Genomic DNA, 19,591 nt, shown 5'->3' with positions numbered 1-19,591 from the left:
TACACATTAAGATTAAAAACTTATGAGACCAGTAATTTGCTTATTTTTCAAAGTTTTTTGAAGCTAAAATTAAAGTTGCCGTGTGGGTTGATATGAGAAGCCCTTATTTGTTTTGTGCCCAAGCTCCGAAATTAAGTAAAGATGTTTTTTGGCACGTGAAGAAATGACATACAGTAACCTTCTAGCAACATAATTTTGATGTGTGTCATCACAACCTATTATATCATTCCAGTGGGGTATTTTCCCTCCCAACAGTCCAGTACATATAACGACTTCGTATTCGTCACCTTTAGTGGAGTGTGCAGTTGTGATTTTTATTCCAATGGATGAGGAGAAAAATTTATTCAGATCTGAAGCTTTATAGTTCATTCCATACTTCATCATCCTTTCCCTTGTTGCATTTAATATACTTTTCATCTCTTCATTAAATAAGTCATTTTTTGTTAGCTCTATTTTGAGTCTTTCACAAAAACTAACTATAATTTCTTCTATCCATTCACAAATCTCTTTGTCAAATCTCACAGAAATTGAATTAATTGCACTAAGAATTCTTTTAGGGTTTATAGCCTCTTCGTCAAAAGATATTTCATTTAATTTTTCTGAAAGTTCACTAGCGTACTGTCGTCTTTTAATGTAATTGTGGATATTGGGCTTTGTAAGCACTAATCGAATCAATGTCAGCCAAAAGTTGTTTTGATTTTTGGGTATAGGTGAAATTAAAACGCCGTCGATATTAAAACTTGTATTTAGCGCACTAATGTTATTTGAGATATTTATAACTTCGAACCAGCTCGGACAGAGAATTGCTATTTCTTTCTCGGGGATACCTTGCGCAAGGTGAAGCTTAACAATATCTGCCACATAATTTGCAAGGTTATCTTTATGAATCGTCTTCTCTAGATGAACGACAGAAGGATAGTCTCTTAAATCGGACTTAGATTCTATAATATATCCTTCTTCTTGGTATTTAAGATAATGGTTAATTATTTTTTGACTGCTGCGAAAGCAACCTGTCAAGCGTTTTTCTTGTAAAGAGAAATCAAGTTCAAAAAAACTCTCTAATTCTGATTTGCTTTTAACAATTGCACCTAATCCAGTGTAAATAGCCTGCTCTTTATCTCCTATCATTGTTATTTTGGTTTGTTTCTGTCTAATAATGCATCTTAGTATCTCATACTGCATTACTGATGTATCTTGATATTCATCTATAAGTATATGGTAGAAAAGATTTCCTAGACGTTTACAGAGTTTAGGGTTAGATTGTAGCAGTTGGTGGCTGATATTTAGTATTAAATCGAAATCAATATAATTATTTTCTGCTAGATATCTATGGTATTCAAGGACTAGGTTACACTTTTTAGTTCCTGCTGGATATTTGGGTTTATACTCTAGATCAAGAGCAGTATCGATGTTGTCATAAAACTGGAAGCCATAGCTTTTTTTAAGTTCAGTTAATCTAGTTTCTTTCTCATGTTCATCTATAACAATAAAGCCGCCGCATAGCAAAGGTATCATGTTGATATTTGGCTTGATTATCCATTGAAGACAGAGTGCATGAATTGTACCAACCCAGAGTGATTTGCTTTCCAATCCATAGGAAAGAAGTCTTTCTTGTATTGTATCTGCGGCAATGTTTGTATATGTAATAGCAACTACTTTTCGCTTACCGATTGAAAGTTCTTCAGAGTTATCTATTATGTGGTGGAGCTTTGATACAAGCGTTCTTGTCTTGCCTGAACCAGGACAGGCTGATAGCAACATACTGTCATTGTGTACAACAGCATCCATCTGCTCATCAGTTAAGTTCTTATAAGGCATTATATTTCCCAAAAACGTATGAAAGTGTCATTATCATAAAAGGTTTTGTAAACAGCTATTTTTTCATCTAAGCTATTACTATCATTTATTTCGTCTTGATATTCCTGAGCCATAGTTGCGACATTATATTCCATCATTTTTAAAACTATTGCATCTATATTTCTATCAGAAAGCGAAAACTTAATTGCTTTTAAAATGTACTTAGGAATTATATTGTTGATTGTTATATGGTCTACCATTTCAGCAGCAAGCCATCCTTTACCTATTTTTCGTGCGAATTTTAATACTTGATCATATTTTGTGGGAATATCGCTAGAAGTTATATTTGTGATAGCTGCTTTACAATGTGTTCTACTTGTATAGGTTGATTTTATTACAGACTCAAAAAGATGAGAGTTTTCAGAATAACGGATTAACTCTGTTTCAAAGGTATTTTCTGCATAAAAAGCACTGACATAGATATTGTTAACTGTGTACTCGTCTAGTGCAATTTTCCTATAAGCTCCTGACTTTTCGGCGTTTAATTGTGCTTTTATATATTCAGCATCTGCGAAAGAACCATTTTCATGAGTTATGAATGCTTTATCTAAATCAGTGAGAATAGAGCAGTAGCTGCGAATCCTATCTTCATGAAAGAGATCAGATATATGCTTGAATACAGTTCCATCCATTTTTACTAGGCTGATGCCCATCTCTTCCAGACTTATTCCTAGTGTTTTTTTTACTAATGCAGGTATAAGTATTAATTCTGCGTCGCCTTCTACGAGAATTACACTTTTTGCAAATAGAATGTCACTTCGGATAGCATCTAGATATCTTTCAATACATCGAATATTTTTAAGCTTTAGATTATTAGAGGGGGCATATACTTCAGTCTTTGCATCTTTCCTCGAAAGTATATTCATAGAAGAAATGTTTGACACAGAGCTTAATTGTGTAGAATGAGTTGATACGAATACCTGTGTGTTTTTAAAATTGAAATTTTCAAAAAGTGTTTTTTGAATATGATTATGAATATGAGCCTCAGGCTCTTCAATCATCAAGAAGTGAGTTATGTGTTCATTGCTGTCACGAATCGATTCATATTCGTAAAGTTTTAGAGCTAGATAAATAAGGTTTGCTCCTCCGAGGCTAAGGTCTTCTATTCTTCCTGTTCCTTGATAGTTTAAAGAGTCTTCGACTACTAGACCAAGAGATTGAATTAATTCGATAAAATCTTCTGAAAGTTGTGATGATACTTGAATCTTAGGTGAATAGGTTGAGCCTATGGTATTTATTAATGAGCGAGAAATATCATTGCTGAGGTTTTCGATTTCGGGTATCGAGGAAATTTTTTGATTTACTTTAACTATGTCATTAACAATGTTTTTGTCATCATTAATTTGTTTACTTTTTAAGGTTAGTAGCTTGTAGAGAGGATTCGTTTTGTAGTATTTGAGATCTGCAACGACATTTCTAAGTGCTTTTACGTATGTGCAGGCAACTTCATTAATTAAAGAAAAATATGGAGGTTTTTTATTCCCAATTAGCTCTTCACTTTCTAAATTTGGGTTTGGGAATATATATTGTTCGAAGTCTCCAACGTGGTCTTGGTATACGCTTTCTTCAGCGAAATCGATTTTTGTTCGGACAAGGGCTATAGGTTCATACGTTTCTCTCGATATTGTGTGTGAAGAGCAGAACTTAAGAATTTCAGATTTACGAATAGAGAGGTCTTCATGGGCATTGCTAATTTCGTGGAGCTCTTGTCTGAATGAAAATTTCGGCCTAAAAATGAAGGTGTAAGCTCCTTTCGTTGGTGGCTTGTGATCTTCCTCATCATTTAAAATGTAGTTCGCTAGAACTTGTTGTTCTTCTGTATCGCCTAAATCAGAAAAATTGAGAGAAATTATTATCCAGTGTCCAAATGGTTCTTCTAAGCCTCTGTGAAAATCATCTTTGGAAAGGAATTTTGCATTTGCAGGCAATGAATCATCTAGAATTAATCTCATGGCTTGGAAAACATTAGTTTTTCCAGAGGCATTTTCACCAATAATATTATTTACCGATTTCTTTAGGAACTTAAATTTTTCCCGTTTGAAGTTCTTATAGTTAACAATAGATAGTTGGCTAATATACATGGTGTTATGGTGCCTTAAACTCTTAGTCGATTAGTGATAATGTAAATAAACTATGTAACATAAAATGATGTGATATGGAATAAGTAGAACACCCCCCATTTAGTCCTAGTGAATGAGCAAATGAAAATTGATCGCTTGGAAGCTGAAATCTTATTGTGCTTTACTAAAATTAATTTTATAGAAAAAGTTATTTTCTGATAAAAAATGTAGATTGATGAGTTTTAGTTTTTATTGGGTAATCATTAGATGCTAGAAATACAAGAGTATCGTTTAATTTATAATTGGAAAGATATAGAGGAAAGACCTAATTTTTTACCTGAAATTATTATACAAGGTAATACTCCCATTTTTAATTGATTTAATAAGTAGAAAGCCAAAGTCCTTATAATTGTTTAAATTTAGGTGGTTTACCATCAACTGACATATGTGGTCGTTCATGATTATAAAAGTGTTGCCATATTGTTGTATAGTCTTCAACTTCTTCAAGCTCTCGAAATAAATATTGATTCAAACATTCATATCTAACCGTCCTGTTGAAGCCGTCCTGTTGAAGCGTTCTACATAAGCATTCTGTTGTGGATGACCTAGTTGAGTAAATACATGCTCAATTCCATATTGAGTACACCATGCTTCCATCAAATCACTAACATACTCGGGTCCATTATCACTACGGATACGTTTTGGCTTACCTCGCCATGCAATTAATTGATCCAATCCCCTCAGTACTCGTTGAGCTGGCAAAGAAAAATCAATCAATATATCCAGTGACTCACGGTTATAATCATCAATAACATTGTGAATTCGGTAACTGCGACCATCACTAAGTTGGTCATGCATAAAGTCCATTGACGAGATGACTACAGCGCTTAATGGTCTCTCAGCTGCATTAAGTGCAGGTACTGTAACAGTTGTTAAAAAGGGGGCAACTATTACAGTAGAAGCAGTGAAAAATCTTAAGAATACTTATATATTGGCAAAAACCCAGAAGGCATTAGTTTTAAGATTATACAGCCTACACATTTAGCCACTGTTGATGGCTTTAGTCAAAAATCAGCTATTTCTGGGGGACATAATGCTGATGCATTTTATAAAGTAGCTAAAGACAATGGAGTGCAAATTTTAAGTGCGAAACCAACAAATGTACAAGGTATAACCCATATCGAATATAAAATTCCGACCAAAGATCCTGCAGGAAATTTTACGGGAAATTATAAAGGTAATGGTTCTAAACCATTTGAGAAAACAGTTTATGATCCTAAAATATTTACAGATCAAAAAATGCTTGAATTGGGACAAAAGGCTGCAGCTAAGGGGTATAAACAAGCAATTGCTAAAGGGTTACAGGCATATGATGCAACTGCTGGTGGAGTGACATTTAGGATCTATATAGATCCTAAAACGAAAGGGGTTAATAATTTTCATCCTAAATAGGAAAAAAAATGAAACATTTATTTGATTTGCCCTATGACCATTTTAGTACAGAAGGAACTATCAAAAGTTACTTCGATTTAATGTATAATGAAGGTCATTTTTTAGATGCAATTGAAAATATTATTGAGCGAGAGTCTTATATGCTAGATGGTATATATTGCTTTTTTCCTAATATGAATAGTAGTGAAGTGGATGAACATTTTGAAGGTGTTCAATTTGCTATTGGATATCCTCCTACATCAGAGAATACTGTCACGGTTAGTGAAAATATTTGCTATTATTTTGTCAAATTGTCTTGTGAGCTATATAAAAATAGGAATCCAAACGAAGCTGTTAAAATTAGTAGGTTAGTAGAAAAAATACCTTATTAATTTACGGGATCATAGTTCTGAAAGTAATAGTGGCTTCAATGTATCGACCAGTGTGGGTACATCGATCAAAGGAGAGAGTAAGGAGAGCTCTCTTCATCCAAGTGGTAGTTCAACGGTTGGCTTATAAAGTACAGGGAATGAAAAAGAGCTGTTAACCAAAGCGACGATGGGTCAAGGTAGTGTGACCAACACTACAACGACTAGTAACCGTGATATCAACAATACTCAAGAAATCACCCGAGACCAAGTGACAGGTTTATTGAATGGTTCAGTGAATGTAGACAATCGTTTACTGACGGAGAGTGGACGTGCTCTAGATGGGCATGTACAAGCATGTGTTTATGGTGACACTTGCGATGCTTATAATTTATTCCGCAAAATTCAAATTTTAATAATTCAGCTTATAAGGTATATTTTGAAAATATCGTGAGAAAGGCCGAGAAAGATGGTAAATCTATTGGTAAAGCAACGGTTATGTTTACAAGAAATGATCCTAGTTCATTAAGACCAGACAAAGTCTTTGTAGAGTTTACTATAGATGGTAAAAAGCTAGATCCTGTAATATTTGAGAATAAGGCTGGTGGAGGTATAAAAGGAACAAACAGATTGAAATTTTAAATGATATTGTTAAATATATAGATATTAATAGTATTGTGAATTATGATTCATTCATTTTTGAATATAAGTTCAATCTTGATGAGGGATGGGCAAATTTTCACTTAGATTATTGCAAAGATAATCAGAGTTATTTAGCTAGTATACAGGACTTTGGTTTTTCAACTTTAGAAGATTTAAGTAAGAAACTTCATGATGAAGTGCAATCACATATAGGTGGTGATTGGAGAAAGTTTATTTTAATTTTGGATGAGAATGGTAAGGCTCATACTAAGTTTATTTATAATGAAAAATCATAAATTCATATAGCGTATATTTTATTAATTTAGAAGCATGTCATTTTGGCATGCTTTTTATTGCTTCAATGTTTAAAGGTCCGGGTGAAGGGATTAATATCGTTCCCATGGATAAGACGTTTAATGGTTCTAGTGGTGCTTGGTATAAGCTTGAAACAGATTGGAAGAAAGCTTTGGAACGCAACCAATCAGTCAAAGTAAATATTCAACCAGTGTACTCAGGTAATAGTAAACGGCCAGATAGTTTCATTATTAATCATAGCATCAATGGGGTTAGACAACCTTCGCAACAATTAAAAAATACGTCAACAGGAAACTAGTTATGAAAGATCAGGAAATTTATAGAAAAATTGGCGAGCTTTTATGGTCAATTATGCCTCAAGAAGCTGATATTATATATTTTATTGGAAAAATTTATCCTGAGCATCAAGAATGGATAACTAGGTTCATGTTGAAAAATGGAGGTCTAAGTACTTTTGATTTCGGTAAAGAACCTAGTAATATTGAAATGCAAATTAGAGAGTTAGTGAATGGTCTCAAAGAGCTAGATTTATTTAAAGAAAAATGGACACATTACAAAATATCATTAACTGATAATGGTAAATTCAATATAGATTTTGCTTATATTCTTGAAGAAGATAACTGGCCAAATCTATTCATGAAAGGTATTGGAGAACTTACCGAAGAAGAGTGGGAAAAAGATTACTCTCAAATTCCAAGAGAATTATGGGAAGAGAGAGTTAAGTTTAAGAATGAGAAAAAATAATTTCTATAAAAAGCCTTGAGTTCGTCTCAGGGCTTTGATTTATGAGAAATAGTGTATGAAAGATCAAGAAATTTATCAAAAAATTGGTGAACTGCTATGGTCAATAATGGTGGATGATGCTGAAACTATGATTTGTGAGGGCTATATTTATACAGATTTTAATTCTTATAGTTTTGAATGGGTTACAAAAAAAATCAAATAGGTTGGTTTGATATGGATGAAATACCGCATGAAATAGGACAAAAAATAATGATTTTAATAGCTGAGTTAAGGTCATTAGATAATTTTAAAGAAAAGTGGACAAACTTTAAAGTTACGTTAATTGATACAGGTAAATTTAATATTGAGTTTGCGTATATTCCAGAAGAAGATCATTGGCCAAGTTTGAGTATGAGGGGAATTAGTGATTTATCTGAGGAAGAGTTAGATAGAGACTATCCTCAAATTCCTAAGGAATTATGGGAGGAGCGCGTAAAGCTCAAAGAGCAAAATAAATAATGTGTCTGTAAATTATTTTGTGTAAGTTCTATATTTCTAAATGGTATGTTCATTAACTAAGTAAGTCTATTAATGCTGTCTAGTTAAAGTGTGTACTACAGAATTCAGCCCAATCAACTATTAGGCCTTTACGTTTTTCAAGATAAGCCCCAATTAGACTTATACATTATTAGCTAAACAAGCCATTTTGGGTAATTTAAGGAATTGAGTCAGTGGTGGCTTAACTCCTATAGGAAAGTGCTAAGCTTAAAAAAGCCGTTTCGGCATTTTAAGGGCGTGTAATGACTCAGCTCAACTCTTCAGTCTCCGATAAAACCAGTACAGTTCACTATTCATATTTAATTTACTCAACAAATTTGATAATAACACCCGGCTGTAACTGTTTAGATAAATTAATAACATCCCAGTTAGTTAAACGAATTTCTCCTCCAGATGTTGTCAATGAAATGGCAGAAGGGTTTGGTGTACCATGAATTCCAAACGCACTATTTTCAAAAGAAATTAACATCATTCCAATTATACTATTTGGACCTGCAGGTAATAAAAAACCTTTTAATTTTTCTGGGAAATACGGTTCTAGATCAGTGTTGTAAATAGGGTTAGGAGTAATTTTACTTATTTTCTCAGTTCCACTTGGAGAAGGGGTATCAACAGAACCATAAGAAGCTGGAAATGCTGCGATCATTTGATTATCTGAATTAAATGCAAAAAGTATTTTAGAACTTTTATGTGCAATTAAGAGTGAAATAGGTTCAGTAAGAGAGATAGTATTCCGAGTATTTGCTACGATTACTTTTTCCCCTATGGTTGTAAAAGTAGTATGAGGGTTAAGTCGTTTGAGAAACTCCTCATCCATGTGAAATTTTTCACTTAACATTTCAGAAACTCGCGTATAGAATAATCCTTTCACTTTAGATTGCGAAATGAAATCTCTTGGAATAATAGAGAGATATGGATAATTAATATCTTCTTTTGTTATGGTATAGCTGATATATGCATCTTCTGTTTTACCTTTATTTAGAGCCTCCCATGTTTCAGTATTCAGGGCCCCTGTTGGTTGTAGTCCGTTCATCTGTTGAAAAGCCGAAATAGCCTTCATTAAATTTATTCGTCTATCGCCTCTGATAGCACCAGTAGAAACATTATGCCTGGCAAGCAATACTTCCGTTTTTGCATAAACTGGAGATAAACCTGAGCCTAAATCTTTAGTCCATTGAGCATTATTTAATGTATTCAGACTCCACAATTGGCTGGTCGCAGGATATTGCATTATTACTTGTTGAGATATATTGCTACAATTGGATAGTGCACAACCAAAATTCCAACCTAGTTTTATTGCCTGAAAGCGTTTTGCTGATGAAGGATGGCTGATAGTATCTTTCTCAGTGCCATATAGTTTAATCCATTGTTGAGCATTTTCTAAAGAACCTCCCATTCGTTGTATTGTTAATCCTGAAAAATAATCAGCTGCTAATTCATTTTTGATACTCTCTTGATTGTTAACATTCGTGAGTGGATGCCCATTTAGATGATGACCTACCTCATGAGCCATAATAGTTATAGCAGACCACTGACTTCCAGTTTTATTATTTAGAGCTTTAAACCATAGGGGATCATAAGCCAATACACGTTTATTATTTCTAATGAGTGCAGCTGCATTATTATAATTTGGGATTGTAACTAACGTGAAATTTGACTGTAGACCCGAAGTAGTAACAATATCATTAACAATACCTTGCACACTTTTATATGATCCAGTCGATCCATCTGCTTGAGTAGCAGCACTTGCTGTAGTCAAACAAGTTAGAGGGGCCAAAAATAGCATTGAAAACAAAATGATTTTTTTCATAATTTTTAAGCCTAGTTAGATTTAGTATAAAGTATCATGATGGTAAAGTTGATAGAATCAAAATTTATATATTAACTATCTGGAATTTGAAAAACTATTTGATAGACATATTTAACTTTTTTTTGAGTGCTTTTATGAAGAGGTGAAAAAAGATAGCTCTATGGATAACTTCCATTTTAACCTTATTGGCTGTGATTGTAGGTGGGACAACTATATATTTAGTACAAAATAATAAGAAAAAAGAGGCACTAGTTAATTCTGCTTATAAGAAATTGATACCTAATAATATTGATTCATATCCAGAACTGGCTTTGTGCAACAAAGCCGAAGTACGAGGTGAAGGCTTTGAATTGCGTACAGATCAATGGGGAGCGCTCAGAGCCAAACAAGGCTTATTGCTTTTGCCTATTCGCAAGGCTCAGCAGGTGGCGATCATCTTGATGCCTCTGAAACAAAATCACAACTTGAATCTAGTTTAAATAATTCAAAAGCTTTAAGTGAAGTTGCCAAGAAGGAGCATTATGACCACATGAAAGATGTGCTTAGAGCAGGATTATTATAAGTTCGAAAACTGATATGATTTAAAACAGAACTCGAACTCTAATTAGCTTAAATATATGAATTGCTGTTTCGAAATAGGTTGAAACAAAGAAATCACAACGCAGTAAAAATAGTAGTAAAAAACAGAATTATAAATATTTTATTATTGTTTATTAAAGATTTACTTCTTTAATTTGACTGTCACCGCTTCCGCCAAATATCTTAAAGGGAATCAAATACATAGTTTGATTCCCTTTTTCTTTGGCACAATTTTGGCACTATTTGAAATTTTAGCAATCTCTTCCTTATTCTTATCTGAATTAATCCACTTCGCATAACGCTTCATGAGCATCACCAAACTATGACCCAGCTGTGAAGCCACATAGACTGGATTAAGTCCATTCATTAAGCATACAGTCGCATAAGTATGACGAGTGTTATAGGCAGGGCGATAGCGTATGCCATTCGCTTTCAGTGAGGCTACAAACTTTTCACTCAATGATTTTTGCGTAGTAAATTCCTCACCAGTCTCATCACAAATAAATACATGCTCGTATTTGAGATAAGTTAGTAATCTGAGTTGTTGGAATGCTTCAAATGCAAAATCATTTAAATCTACAAATCTAGCTTTATTTGTTTTAGTGGTTTCCTGCTGAACACCGTTCACACGACCTTTATTGATGTGAATCTGCTTATTCAAAAAATCTACATCCTGCCAAGTGAGCGCGATAATTTCTGATGGACGGCAACCTGTCCAAAATACCACCACAAAATACCAATATACAGTCGGATAGTCTGCAAGATATTTCTCTCTTAACCAGTTCAGTATTCTTTCTCGTTCAATCTCATTAAATGGATCAGGTTCAGCTTCCTGCGTTTTCTGATTCTTTAATCGGTCACATGGGTTCTTATCAATAATTTCATCATCGTGCGCTAGTTCGAATGCGCCACGTAATGGAATCAAAGCATCATTTCGAGTCTTCGCTGAAGACCATTCACGTCCATTCACCGCACTACGCAACATTTGGCTGGTGATCGTATTAATTGGCATGTCAGCAAATAATGGCATCCACAGCCGTTCTAAAATTGATAGATATTTTTTCTTGGTGCCGTGCTTATGATCTGAAAGGTTATAAAGGTATTCTTGTGCATAGTGAGCAAAAGTAGGACCTTGTGACGCTGGCAATGTTTCTTGCACAGCGCCAGCTTTTCTAATAGGCTTTACCGAGACTTCTTCGATATCCTCGATTTTTAATATCCCGTATTTAGCCTTGTTTACAAAATCTTCTCTAATCTTAGCCGCCTTACTGAAGTTGGCTGGTGTGTCAGTAAGCGCGAGGGTGAACCACTCGCGCTTACCGTTCCATTTAAAGTTAATCTGTATTTTTCCCGATCTTGCTCGTGTGCCAGTTGGTAGACCTGTGCGGCTTGTTCGACCCATGCGTTGTAACCTTTTAAGCTATATAAAATTTTACGAGCAGACACTTTTACCCAAACTTTTCCCTCATCCCATATTGGACGTAGGTTTTTTAAGTTCGAGATCTGTTCGCCTGTGAGTTCGCAAAACTTATCAGCGGTGACCCAGTCAACGAGTTCAAAATGTTTATTCATTGTTGAACCTCCGCATTCTTATTCGAAAGTCTTGCTACAGTTTTTGTATATCTAATAATTAATTTCATTAGATAAAGATTTTTGATCATTTTGACCTCTTCAATTTTTAATACAGTTGAAGAAAGCCTTGTTGTCTTAAAATCCTAATTTTAGTAATTAGGATCTGAAGAGTAAAACAAGTTTCTATACTTTGAAAGCTAGCATATTTTTTTATATAAAAATGAGTTTGGTGTAAAAGATCAAAAAATAGGTTTATTTTCTAAACTAATTTTATGCTTATTATAATAGTAATTAATCTTTTGTATGATCAAGATTGTTTTAAAAATTAAAGGTGGGTTTTTAAAATTAAGGATGTTTGTTTTTTAATATTTAAAGATCAATTTTTATTTTTAGATAAATATTTTATTGGATTTGGATTGATTTTTATTAAATTTTAATTCATGGTTTTTCTCTGTGGAATTATTTTTAACTAATTTTATAGATTTTTTAGTGTTAAAATAATTTATTCAGTGTTTTTTTAACTAAGTGTATGCTTTTTAAATATATTTTATAATTATTTTATTTGGATATTTATCCTTTGGGAAGGTTTTTTTAGTTGTTCTTTGATGATTATAATACTCTTAATCTTTATAAAATTTAATATAACACTTAATAGTCTAAAGTACATTAAATATGATTTTAACCGGTCGAGCCAGATTACCCATGTACGTACAAAATCACAACAAAAGTTGTGATTTTGTACGAATGGGATCTGGTTGGCTTGCAGCCAAACCGCTACTTTTAATAGGTGAGCTATTTAAAATTTTTTAGAGTAAATATTTATTCTAATTTAAAATTATTGTCAAAAACACTTTTTTTATTTTAAAAAATATTATAGCTTAAAAATAGATTGATGGTTTTGGTGTGATTATGATTGATACAAATGTTATTGTGAAGTCAAAAAGATTAAGTCGGCTTGAATTGCGTTTAAATGATGATGAATTAGAGATAATTAAAAATTCGGCAAAGTTATTAAATAAAACCACTAGCGATTTTATTCGGTTTTCCGTGAGTCACTATATTCAAAATATCTTGAATGTTGATCAATCTACAATTCGTGAATCGCATGTCGTTGCCAAGCAATCATTTTGTCAGAGAAGGGAAGAAGATAAGGAGAGCATTGCATTCCAACTTGCAAAAATTGGCAATAATCTCAATCAGATTACTCGCGCAATTCACATTGCTAACAAAATGGGGAGTCCTGTGGACTTGCTTCGAACTTACGTACTTGTCGAAGACTATTTAAAAAAAATCTATCAACTATATCCACTCCCTTGTCCTCCGTCACAGCATCGTTCTGATGAGACTGTTCAGCGCCGACATCAGCATATTGAGCAAAAATATCTCGCCGATTTATTGCGACAAATGCAAGTCGTTGGAGACGGTGAACTTGAATCAGTTTCAGACGCTGATCTTTCTGATGACCATATAGAAATTTAATTTTATTTCCTTTTTTATTTTAAACGGGAGAGCGGGGCATGTTGATTAAGATGTTGAGGCATGGAACGGGTAGTGCAGCACGTGCAGCAAGTTATGTGCTCGATGAAAAAGATCACATGAATATTGTCCGTCCGCATGTCGAAGTGCTCTGCGGCGACCCACATCTCTTTGCAAAAATTGCAGACAGTTCTCCTTTCAAACATAAATATACGTCTGCCGTGATTGCTTTTGCTGAAGAAGATCAACCTACTAACATTGAAATGAAAGATGTCTTAAAACAGTTCGAAGCATTGGCTTTTAGTGGTCTCGAGCCTGATCAATATCATTTGACGGCTGTTTTACATCAGGAACTAAACGGTTCAAAACATATTCATATACTTGTGCCGAGACTTGAACTCAGGTCAGGAAAAGCAATGAATATCGCACCTCCCGGCAGATTCCAAAAGCATTTTCATATGTTGCAAGACAAGTTGAATTTTGAATACGGTTGGGCAGATCCGAATGATCCAGAGCGTGCAAGATTTACAAAAAAAGGTCATGAGACATATTTGCATGCTGCGCTGAAAAAGATTGGAAAAAATCGAGAGAATTATAAACAGTACATCGAAAACACTTATTTACAGCTTTTATCAATATCGTTGAAACAACTAGAAAAAAAACATGCTCAAGTAATTCCGTCCGAACTTTTAGTCAGAAACCGTGATGACTTTATGCAGTTTGTATTAACCAATCAGCTGGCAAGTGAAGTAGTCAAAATTCGAGAAAAACAGTTCAGCCTAGTTCCACCGTTTGGCAAAAAACCTATTTATTTTCAAGGAGAAATCTATGAAAGACAATTCAACATCGAAAAATGTCCAAGAACAATTCGAGAGCGTATCAAATCTCTTGAACAAGTTCGAACAGCAGATCGAGAACGTGGAAACGATGAGCAGCGAACAGTTAATCAGATTTCAAAATACACTCAAACGCCTTGTGCTCAACTTCGAGATCGAGCAGAACAAGCTTTGCAAGGAGCTCGACAGGCAAGAGCAGATTACAACAGACAACGTTATGCATCTGCTACAACATCAGAAAAACGAGACACAGATTTTAATCAGAGGGTTGAAATCATATCTAGGAGAACTGAAGCAGAATATCGACAATATACAAATGAAGCTGTCTTCACATCTCAGCGAAATCGATCAGATCATGCAAAAGCATCTTCAGCAGAGCAAAGATCAATTACAACAGAAGATCGTAGACAATCAGAACCAGATCAAAACACAGATTCAGAACAATACTCAGAGCATCACACTGGTATTAGAAGATCAGAAGCAACTATTACAGACGCAAGTAAATCAAGCGATAACACAGTCGATCACTCACAACCCCAAATTGATTCTGAAAACATTTATTCTGATGGCGCTTGGAATGTGGCTGCTGAATATTTTAGTAATATTACTCGCCAACTATTATCTCACTCAGCCGATTTTAACCAAAAACGAGACCGAAATTTTGACGGACGGCAAGGGCAATCGTTTCCGAGCAATTACTTCTCCGAAATGGATCGATTGCAATACCCTAAATTTGAACAAAAAAATGGTTCATCCGACGGAACCGAATATTCATCTGACATTACCATGCATCGTGGAGAAATAAGTCATGAAAGAACAGCAACATATGACTATTCAACACCACAACGGCAGCGACACACAGCAGATGATTTTGGATTTACTCGAACAAATGAGTTTAGCTTTGACACCATCCTCGCTGAGTACTATGCAAGGCTTGCAAGAAAACGTCGAGAAGATGAAAAAAAGGCTCAGCGTGATCGAGCATTACGAGCAGAGCAACAGAGACGACATGAACAAGATCTTGAAAATCTTAGGTTTCAGCAGTCCGTCAGACTTGAGTCAAGCCGACATCAGTTTATTTCAGAATATTGGATTGATGATCAGAGAGTTACAATCGAGACAGGAAAAATTAGACAAATTGGAGCAACAACAGCAGTTACAGCATCAGAAAGAGCAGCGACTTCAAGAACAGAGCATGTCTTGCGCTACACAGATCAGCAGACTAGAGCACTTAACAGCCAGCTTGATCAAGCGCTTCGATGTTCTAGAGAAGCAGGAGACGAATTTGAAAAATTTACAATTGCAATACCAGCAACAAATCAAGAATTTAAACGAGATGATGCTGAACTGCACTCAGAATATGAACAGTTTAAACAACATATGCGTCGACTTAGAGAACAAGCAGACGCAGATCAAGAGCATGCAGCATCAATGCAACAGCAATACCAATATGATAGAGAGCATTCAGCAGAACTTACAGCAACAATACTGCAACTTGCAAAGCTCGTTGAAGAAATTGTCAGGTTGATGATGAACTTCATTGCTACCATGCTAGGGCAGCAATATAACATTCAACGTCAACCACAAGTTGAAGCTAAGCAACAGAAATCAAATCACTCTGGTCCTGAATTTTAAGCAACCACTTTTAAACATAAGACTTTTATTATCTTTAGCGTTGCGACTGTCACTGCTTTCAATCAACTTTATTATTACTTAATCGATAATAATGTAGGCGATTTCTATAGTTCACAGTAGCAAGCTAAAAATATATCAATAATTAATCGAGTTAAATAGAACGGATTCCCAAGACACGTTGTGCACGTTCAATCATCTTTTGACGTTGGTGCGTTCGGAATGCCCACAATGAAGATAAATTATTCTTTTGATTGAGTTTGGCAACTTCGAGAATTTGCTCATCAGTCATTTTATGCATACACTGACGAATGATTTGATGTGCTTGTTCAAGCTCGTTGAGTAAGGAGTTTGCAGTATCAACCGCAATATAAAGATTGGCCAGTGTTTGACGTTGAGGATTTGAAATTGTTTTGCCAAGTTCAACAATGAGTTGAGAAGCTTGTTGTTGAGGTGTGCAAGTGTTTGCACCATGAAGAATTGCGTTCATAGTCGTTTCCTTGTAGATAAGTTTAATACTTACCCCCATTACTTCTCACGGTAATGGTGGCAGCAAAACAGGGGTGAGAATACCGTTCTACAAGGTACGGCCAGCCAAAGGCTGCCCTGTCAAGCTGCCATAACGACTGCTAAACAGTAGGCAAAAAAATAGTCGCATAAGCGACATTGTTTTGCGCTTGTAGAATATAACAGGTTCTCACGCCTGTACACAGATTTTGCTGTGTAATACTAGGTTAGCTGGGTATACCTTAACCTGTCAACAATATAATATGAACTTTTTACATATCTTAACATTAAATAATTAATTGATTATCCTGAAGAAATATTGAATTTCTGACGGCTGGAAAACTTTTTATTAAAAGTATCTAGGGACGGCTATGTCAGCCCAATATTTATTCTTTTAAACATTTTAGACTTATCCATAAAATCAAAATAAACACTTTGATGGGATGAATTTTACATAAGCAAAAATCAATCATTTAACTTAAATTTTCCGTCCGAGCTGATTGTCTAGATTTTAGTATTGGTAAAATTGACTAAAGCTTTGAATAAAATTAATATGGGCTCGCTGGCCTACATTGCCAGTCGGTTTTAGCAGACCGTCCAACACAAGAACATTAAGGGACTTGTCCTTTAGTGTTTATCCCCTCGTGCCCCTCTGCGGTGGAACGGGAGGGGGACGTCTTCGGACGTGCTGGATTCTTGTGTTCCAGTCTGCTAACCCGCTCTCGTTCTGCCACCATTATTTAGCAGTAATTGGTAGAACTTCTTTAACACAAGGAGCTTCTCATGCTGTATCTATCTTTTCTTATTTGTGCCTCGCCACCTGTTCAACCTTGTTGTGCTTTGCAACGAGGGCTATACGGCTAATTTAATTTTTTAGGCTGTATTAAAAAACTTTTTAACAAGAACAATCCAACGGTGGATGGCTAAATCACGCCTATAAAAAATAGACCTTTTTATATTTATATCTGCTGGTGATTGTGAATTGCATTGAACATGCGGGGAACAACCATGACTGAATTAACGAAACCTAAAATTATTCCAATCGAAAACCGTCCACAAAAATCCAAGCTATTTTTAAAATGTGTAGTGGCACCGATTGTGATCTTTCTGATCATTGGCAAAATCTTTTCCTTTGGATGGTTTGGCTACTTTTTCTTTGGCTTTGACCTATTCTGGTTTGTAATCATTTACTACCTTTATCAATACGGAAATACTTACTTTGATGGGATGACCGAACAACTGAAACGCCAAGGTGAAACTTTTAATTATCAAAATCGTGGCGTCTGGATTAACAGTCAAGACAAAACCATCATCCTGTTTGATCAGCCTGACCAACGCTTAGTCAAATATCCTTTTGACTATATAACTTCTGTTGGACATTACAATCTGGTTGAAGATCGCTTTAGAACCACGACTACCGTGATCAGTAACCCAATGATGGGAACTCATGTTAACCAGCAAGTCCATCGGACACCGATGAAGCGTGAGTTTCAGGTCAATATTGGAACACGGGATCAATTTAAACCGAATTATAGTCTTAAAGTGCTGTTTCCTTGGCGTAGCCCCCAGATGGCCAGTGAAATCCGTCAACTCCTTTCGGCTGATCACTATCAATAACAACAATATAAAAATTTAAGGCAGTCAATCATGATGATTTCAAGATCGTTTATGCCATCTGTGCTGATGTTGTCAATCAGCACAGTCATGGTCGGATGTGGAGGCGGTTCAAGTGGATATTCTAGTTCTTCCAATGGCGGCGGAACGGGTAATCTAGATAATGGCAATCCCAAGCCCGTGACCTGTGCTGAAAGCCAATATCTGGAAGAGGGTGCATGTAAAAATAAGGCAGTGCAGAATATCCAGTCAATACCATTCAGTACGCTGATTCAAGGTCAAAGCTATCCATTATCGCTGAAGACGGATCAAGGTCTGGCAGTAACGTTTAGCAGTAACACACCCAACATCTGTAGTGTAAGTAGCGGTGAACTCAAAGCGCTTAAAGTTGGTCAGTGTAGTCTGGCACTGACACAGGCAGGGACGGAAAAAGTTCTACCACTCAATAGCAGCATGACCGTCAATGTGAGTTGTACTGCTGAGCAATATCTAGAAAATAATGTGTGCGTCAATAAGCTCAAGCAAACCATTACCCCACTCAAAATAAAATATATTCTGACGGATAGTATTTATTCATTGGATGCTGAATCCAGTGCCAAATTGCCTGTCACGATTAGTAGCCTTTCTTCATCAACCTGTATGTATAGTCAGGGCGAACTCAAAGGGATTAGTGCGGGTGCATGTACCCTTAAACTCACCCAGAAGGGTGATGCCAAAACATTGGCCGCAGAAAGCAGGACTATCAGTTTTGATGTGTTTAAAGCCTCATCTATGAGCGATGCCCCTGATATCAACAACTGTTATGCAGGCAAGCTCAGTGCAAAGTTTAGAAATGAATTCTTAAATGAACTCAATACAGTTCGTGCCTTGCATGGGCTGCCAAGTATTACCTACGATTATGCCCGTGAAGATGAAATGATGCAGACGGCATTGATTCTAGCTGCCAACAACATCTTGACCCATTACCCAGAATCAAACACAAACTGCTATTCAGATATTGGTGCTCTAGGTGCAAGAACTAGTAATCTAGAGATGGGGGTCAGAGCCAATATGTATGACAACCCGCCTGCTGACACTATCAGAAGTTTGATACATGATTATTTTAATGTTATGGCAAATAATGTAGGTCATCGTTTTTGGATGCTCAACCCATTCTTACAAAAATCTGCCTATGGTTCAGTCAATGCACCATCATTCAGGGATACCCGATTCCCTTACGTTGTAGGGACTTCAATTAAAGTTGTTTATCCTTTTAATAATGCAACCACTGCACCACTCGGTGTGATTGCCTATCCCTACCACAATTATCCAGCCAAATATTATATGGCGGGTTCAATTCTCTCAATTTCAGTTTTAACAGATCAAAAGAATTTCTTTGCCAATCGCAATCTGGACTATGCCAAAGCTAAGGTTGTTGTCACTGAACGAAGTAGTGGTGCTAAACAGAAGATCAGTAATATCCGTTATGAAAATATAGGAGTTCCCAACCATATCCAGTTTAACTTTGACGATTTAAAACTGAACGTGATCTATGATGTCAAACTCAGTAATGTCTTGGTGAATGGTCAGCCTAAAGAATATTCCTACTGGTTTAACGTAAATGATCGTTAA

The 19,591-nt window shown here is 35.5% G+C and carries 18 protein-coding genes and 2 pseudogenes; 14 read left to right on the top strand and 6 right to left on the bottom strand.

Annotated features, from left to right (window positions below; genetic code table 11):
• Nucleotides 1–69 precede the first annotated feature (69 nt).
• From M2R48_RS14175 to M2R48_RS14165, 3 genes and pseudogenes are all read right to left on the bottom strand, one after another.
• The gene (locus M2R48_RS14175; protein ID WP_262086530.1) at nucleotides 70–1,818 is read right to left on the bottom strand and encodes a UvrD-helicase domain-containing protein; all 1,749 of its coding nucleotides are present in this window, start codon (nucleotides 1,816–1,818) and stop codon (nucleotides 70–72) included.
• The gene (locus M2R48_RS14170; protein WP_262086529.1) at nucleotides 1,818–3,938 is read right to left on the bottom strand and encodes an ATP-dependent nuclease; all 2,121 of its coding nucleotides are present in this window, start codon (nucleotides 3,936–3,938) and stop codon (nucleotides 1,818–1,820) included. Before M2R48_RS14170 ends, M2R48_RS14175 begins: the two co-directional genes overlap by 1 nt.
• 382 nt (nucleotides 3,939–4,320) lie before the next feature.
• Nucleotides 4,321–4,787, bottom strand: a pseudogene (locus tag M2R48_RS14165) (integrase core domain-containing protein); the annotation flags it as partial.
• 261 nt (nucleotides 4,788–5,048) lie between these two features.
• On the opposite strand from M2R48_RS14165, the gene M2R48_RS14160 reads away from it, so the two are divergent.
• The 9 genes from M2R48_RS14160 (at nucleotide 5,049) to M2R48_RS14120 (ending at nucleotide 7,915) form a co-directional block, all read left to right on the top strand.
• On the top strand, nucleotides 5,049–5,369 hold the full coding sequence (locus M2R48_RS14160) for a CdiA family toxin C-terminal domain-containing protein (protein WP_410004163.1): 321 nt from the start codon (nucleotides 5,049–5,051) through the stop codon (nucleotides 5,367–5,369).
• Nucleotides 5,370–5,377: 8 nt separating this feature from the next.
• Complete coding sequence (cdiI, locus tag M2R48_RS14155; protein WP_262086528.1) at nucleotides 5,378–5,740, top strand: ribonuclease toxin immunity protein CdiI; 363 nt, start codon at nucleotides 5,378–5,380, stop codon at nucleotides 5,738–5,740.
• Nucleotides 5,741–5,906: 166 nt separating this feature from the next.
• Nucleotides 5,907–6,170, top strand: a complete 264-nt coding sequence (locus M2R48_RS14150) for a hypothetical protein (RefSeq protein ID WP_262086527.1) — start codon at nucleotides 5,907–5,909, stop codon at nucleotides 6,168–6,170.
• A complete protein-coding gene (locus tag M2R48_RS14145) occupies nucleotides 6,167–6,358 on the top strand; it encodes a hypothetical protein (protein WP_262086526.1) in 192 nt (63 codons plus the stop codon). The genes M2R48_RS14150 and M2R48_RS14145 overlap by 4 nt, the downstream gene beginning before the upstream one ends.
• 35 nt (nucleotides 6,359–6,393) lie before the next feature.
• Nucleotides 6,394–6,654: a hypothetical protein gene (locus M2R48_RS14140; protein ID WP_262086525.1), complete on the top strand. Its 261-nt coding sequence runs from the start codon at nucleotides 6,394–6,396 to the stop codon at nucleotides 6,652–6,654.
• A 47-nt stretch (nucleotides 6,655–6,701) separates the two neighbouring features.
• Entirely contained in the window at nucleotides 6,702–6,971 is a 270-nt protein-coding gene (locus tag M2R48_RS14135; RefSeq protein WP_262086524.1) for a DNA/RNA non-specific endonuclease, read from the top strand.
• A 2-nt stretch (nucleotides 6,972–6,973) separates the two neighbouring features.
• Entirely contained in the window at nucleotides 6,974–7,417 is a 444-nt protein-coding gene (locus M2R48_RS14130) for an antitoxin YezG family protein (RefSeq protein WP_262086523.1), read from the top strand.
• Nucleotides 7,418–7,472: 55 nt separating this feature from the next.
• Entirely contained in the window at nucleotides 7,473–7,619 is a 147-nt protein-coding gene (locus tag M2R48_RS14125; protein WP_262086522.1) for a hypothetical protein, read from the top strand.
• An 11-nt stretch (nucleotides 7,620–7,630) separates the two neighbouring features.
• Nucleotides 7,631–7,915 (top strand): antitoxin YezG family protein, encoded by a 285-nt coding sequence (locus tag M2R48_RS14120; protein ID WP_262086521.1) that lies wholly within the window; start codon nucleotides 7,631–7,633, stop codon nucleotides 7,913–7,915.
• Nucleotides 7,916–8,258: 343 nt separating this feature from the next.
• On the opposite strand, the gene M2R48_RS14115 is transcribed toward M2R48_RS14120, so the two are convergent.
• Nucleotides 8,259–9,764: a L,D-transpeptidase family protein gene (locus tag M2R48_RS14115; RefSeq protein ID WP_262086520.1), complete on the bottom strand. Its 1,506-nt coding sequence runs from the start codon at nucleotides 9,762–9,764 to the stop codon at nucleotides 8,259–8,261.
• Between the two features lie 323 nt (nucleotides 9,765–10,087).
• On the opposite strand from M2R48_RS14115, the pseudogene M2R48_RS14110 reads away from it, so the two are divergent.
• Nucleotides 10,088–10,299 (top strand): annotated as a pseudogene (locus tag M2R48_RS14110) (type VI secretion system Vgr family protein); the annotation flags it as partial.
• 237 nt (nucleotides 10,300–10,536) lie between these two features.
• On the opposite strand, the gene M2R48_RS14105 reads toward M2R48_RS14110, so the two are convergent.
• A complete protein-coding gene (locus M2R48_RS14105) occupies nucleotides 10,537–11,745 on the bottom strand; it encodes a site-specific integrase (protein WP_262086518.1) in 1,209 nt (402 codons plus the stop codon).
• Nucleotides 11,746–12,824: 1,079 nt separating this feature from the next.
• Between M2R48_RS14105 and M2R48_RS14100 the strand changes: the two genes are divergently transcribed.
• Together M2R48_RS14100 and M2R48_RS14095 are read left to right on the top strand one after the other, a co-directional pair.
• On the top strand, nucleotides 12,825–13,394 hold the full coding sequence (locus M2R48_RS14100) for a MobC family plasmid mobilization relaxosome protein (RefSeq protein WP_262086517.1): 570 nt from the start codon (nucleotides 12,825–12,827) through the stop codon (nucleotides 13,392–13,394).
• 38 nt (nucleotides 13,395–13,432) lie between these two features.
• Nucleotides 13,433–15,862: a MobA family protein gene (locus M2R48_RS14095; protein WP_262086516.1), complete on the top strand. Its 2,430-nt coding sequence runs from the start codon at nucleotides 13,433–13,435 to the stop codon at nucleotides 15,860–15,862.
• 151 nt (nucleotides 15,863–16,013) lie between these two features.
• Here M2R48_RS14095 and M2R48_RS14090 read toward each other — a convergent pair whose 3' ends face one another.
• Nucleotides 16,014–16,349, bottom strand: a complete 336-nt coding sequence (locus M2R48_RS14090) for a hypothetical protein (protein WP_262086515.1) — start codon at nucleotides 16,347–16,349, stop codon at nucleotides 16,014–16,016.
• A 1,025-nt stretch (nucleotides 16,350–17,374) separates the two neighbouring features.
• On the opposite strand from M2R48_RS14090, the gene M2R48_RS14085 reads away from it, so the two are divergent.
• Together M2R48_RS14085 and M2R48_RS14080 are read left to right on the top strand one after the other, a co-directional pair.
• Nucleotides 17,375–17,983, top strand: coding sequence for a hypothetical protein (locus tag M2R48_RS14085; protein WP_005322898.1), 609 nt, complete (start codon nucleotides 17,375–17,377; stop codon nucleotides 17,981–17,983).
• A 30-nt stretch (nucleotides 17,984–18,013) separates the two neighbouring features.
• Complete coding sequence (locus tag M2R48_RS14080; protein WP_262086514.1) at nucleotides 18,014–19,591, top strand: CAP domain-containing protein; 1,578 nt, start codon at nucleotides 18,014–18,016, stop codon at nucleotides 19,589–19,591.

The sequence above is a fragment of the Acinetobacter sp. I-MWF genome, assembly GCF_025433935.1.
GTDB classification, from domain to species: Bacteria; Pseudomonadota; Gammaproteobacteria; order Pseudomonadales; family Moraxellaceae; genus Acinetobacter; species Acinetobacter guillouiae.
This window is presented reverse-complemented; position numbering and strand designations above follow the sequence as displayed.

Bases quoted from the DNA above. Each gene is read 5' to 3' on its own strand.
- M2R48_RS14175 (WP_262086530.1), bottom strand. From the start codon at position 1,818: ATGCCTTATAAGAACTTAACTGATGAGCAGATGGATGCTGTTGTACAC.
- M2R48_RS14170 (WP_262086529.1), bottom strand. From the start codon at position 3,938: ATGTATATTAGCCAACTATCTATTGTTAACTATAAGAACTTCAAACGG.
- cdiI (WP_262086528.1), top strand. From the start codon at position 5,378: ATGAAACATTTATTTGATTTGCCCTATGACCATTTTAGTACAGAAGGA.
- M2R48_RS14150 (WP_262086527.1), top strand. From the start codon at position 5,907: ATGGGTCAAGGTAGTGTGACCAACACTACAACGACTAGTAACCGTGAT.
- M2R48_RS14135 (WP_262086524.1), top strand. From the start codon at position 6,702: ATGCTTTTTATTGCTTCAATGTTTAAAGGTCCGGGTGAAGGGATTAAT.
- M2R48_RS14130 (WP_262086523.1), top strand. From the start codon at position 6,974: ATGAAAGATCAGGAAATTTATAGAAAAATTGGCGAGCTTTTATGGTCA.
- M2R48_RS14125 (WP_262086522.1), top strand. From the start codon at position 7,473: ATGAAAGATCAAGAAATTTATCAAAAAATTGGTGAACTGCTATGGTCA.
- M2R48_RS14120 (WP_262086521.1), top strand. From the start codon at position 7,631: ATGGATGAAATACCGCATGAAATAGGACAAAAAATAATGATTTTAATA.
- M2R48_RS14115 (WP_262086520.1), bottom strand. From the start codon at position 9,764: ATGAAAAAAATCATTTTGTTTTCAATGCTATTTTTGGCCCCTCTAACT.
- M2R48_RS14105 (WP_262086518.1), bottom strand. From the start codon at position 11,745: ATGGGTCGAACAAGCCGCACAGGTCTACCAACTGGCACACGAGCAAGA.
- M2R48_RS14100 (WP_262086517.1), top strand. From the start codon at position 12,825: ATGATTGATACAAATGTTATTGTGAAGTCAAAAAGATTAAGTCGGCTT.
- M2R48_RS14095 (WP_262086516.1), top strand. From the start codon at position 13,433: ATGTTGATTAAGATGTTGAGGCATGGAACGGGTAGTGCAGCACGTGCA.
- M2R48_RS14090 (WP_262086515.1), bottom strand. From the start codon at position 16,349: ATGAACGCAATTCTTCATGGTGCAAACACTTGCACACCTCAACAACAA.
- M2R48_RS14085 (WP_005322898.1), top strand. From the start codon at position 17,375: ATGACTGAATTAACGAAACCTAAAATTATTCCAATCGAAAACCGTCCA.
- M2R48_RS14080 (WP_262086514.1), top strand. From the start codon at position 18,014: ATGATGATTTCAAGATCGTTTATGCCATCTGTGCTGATGTTGTCAATC.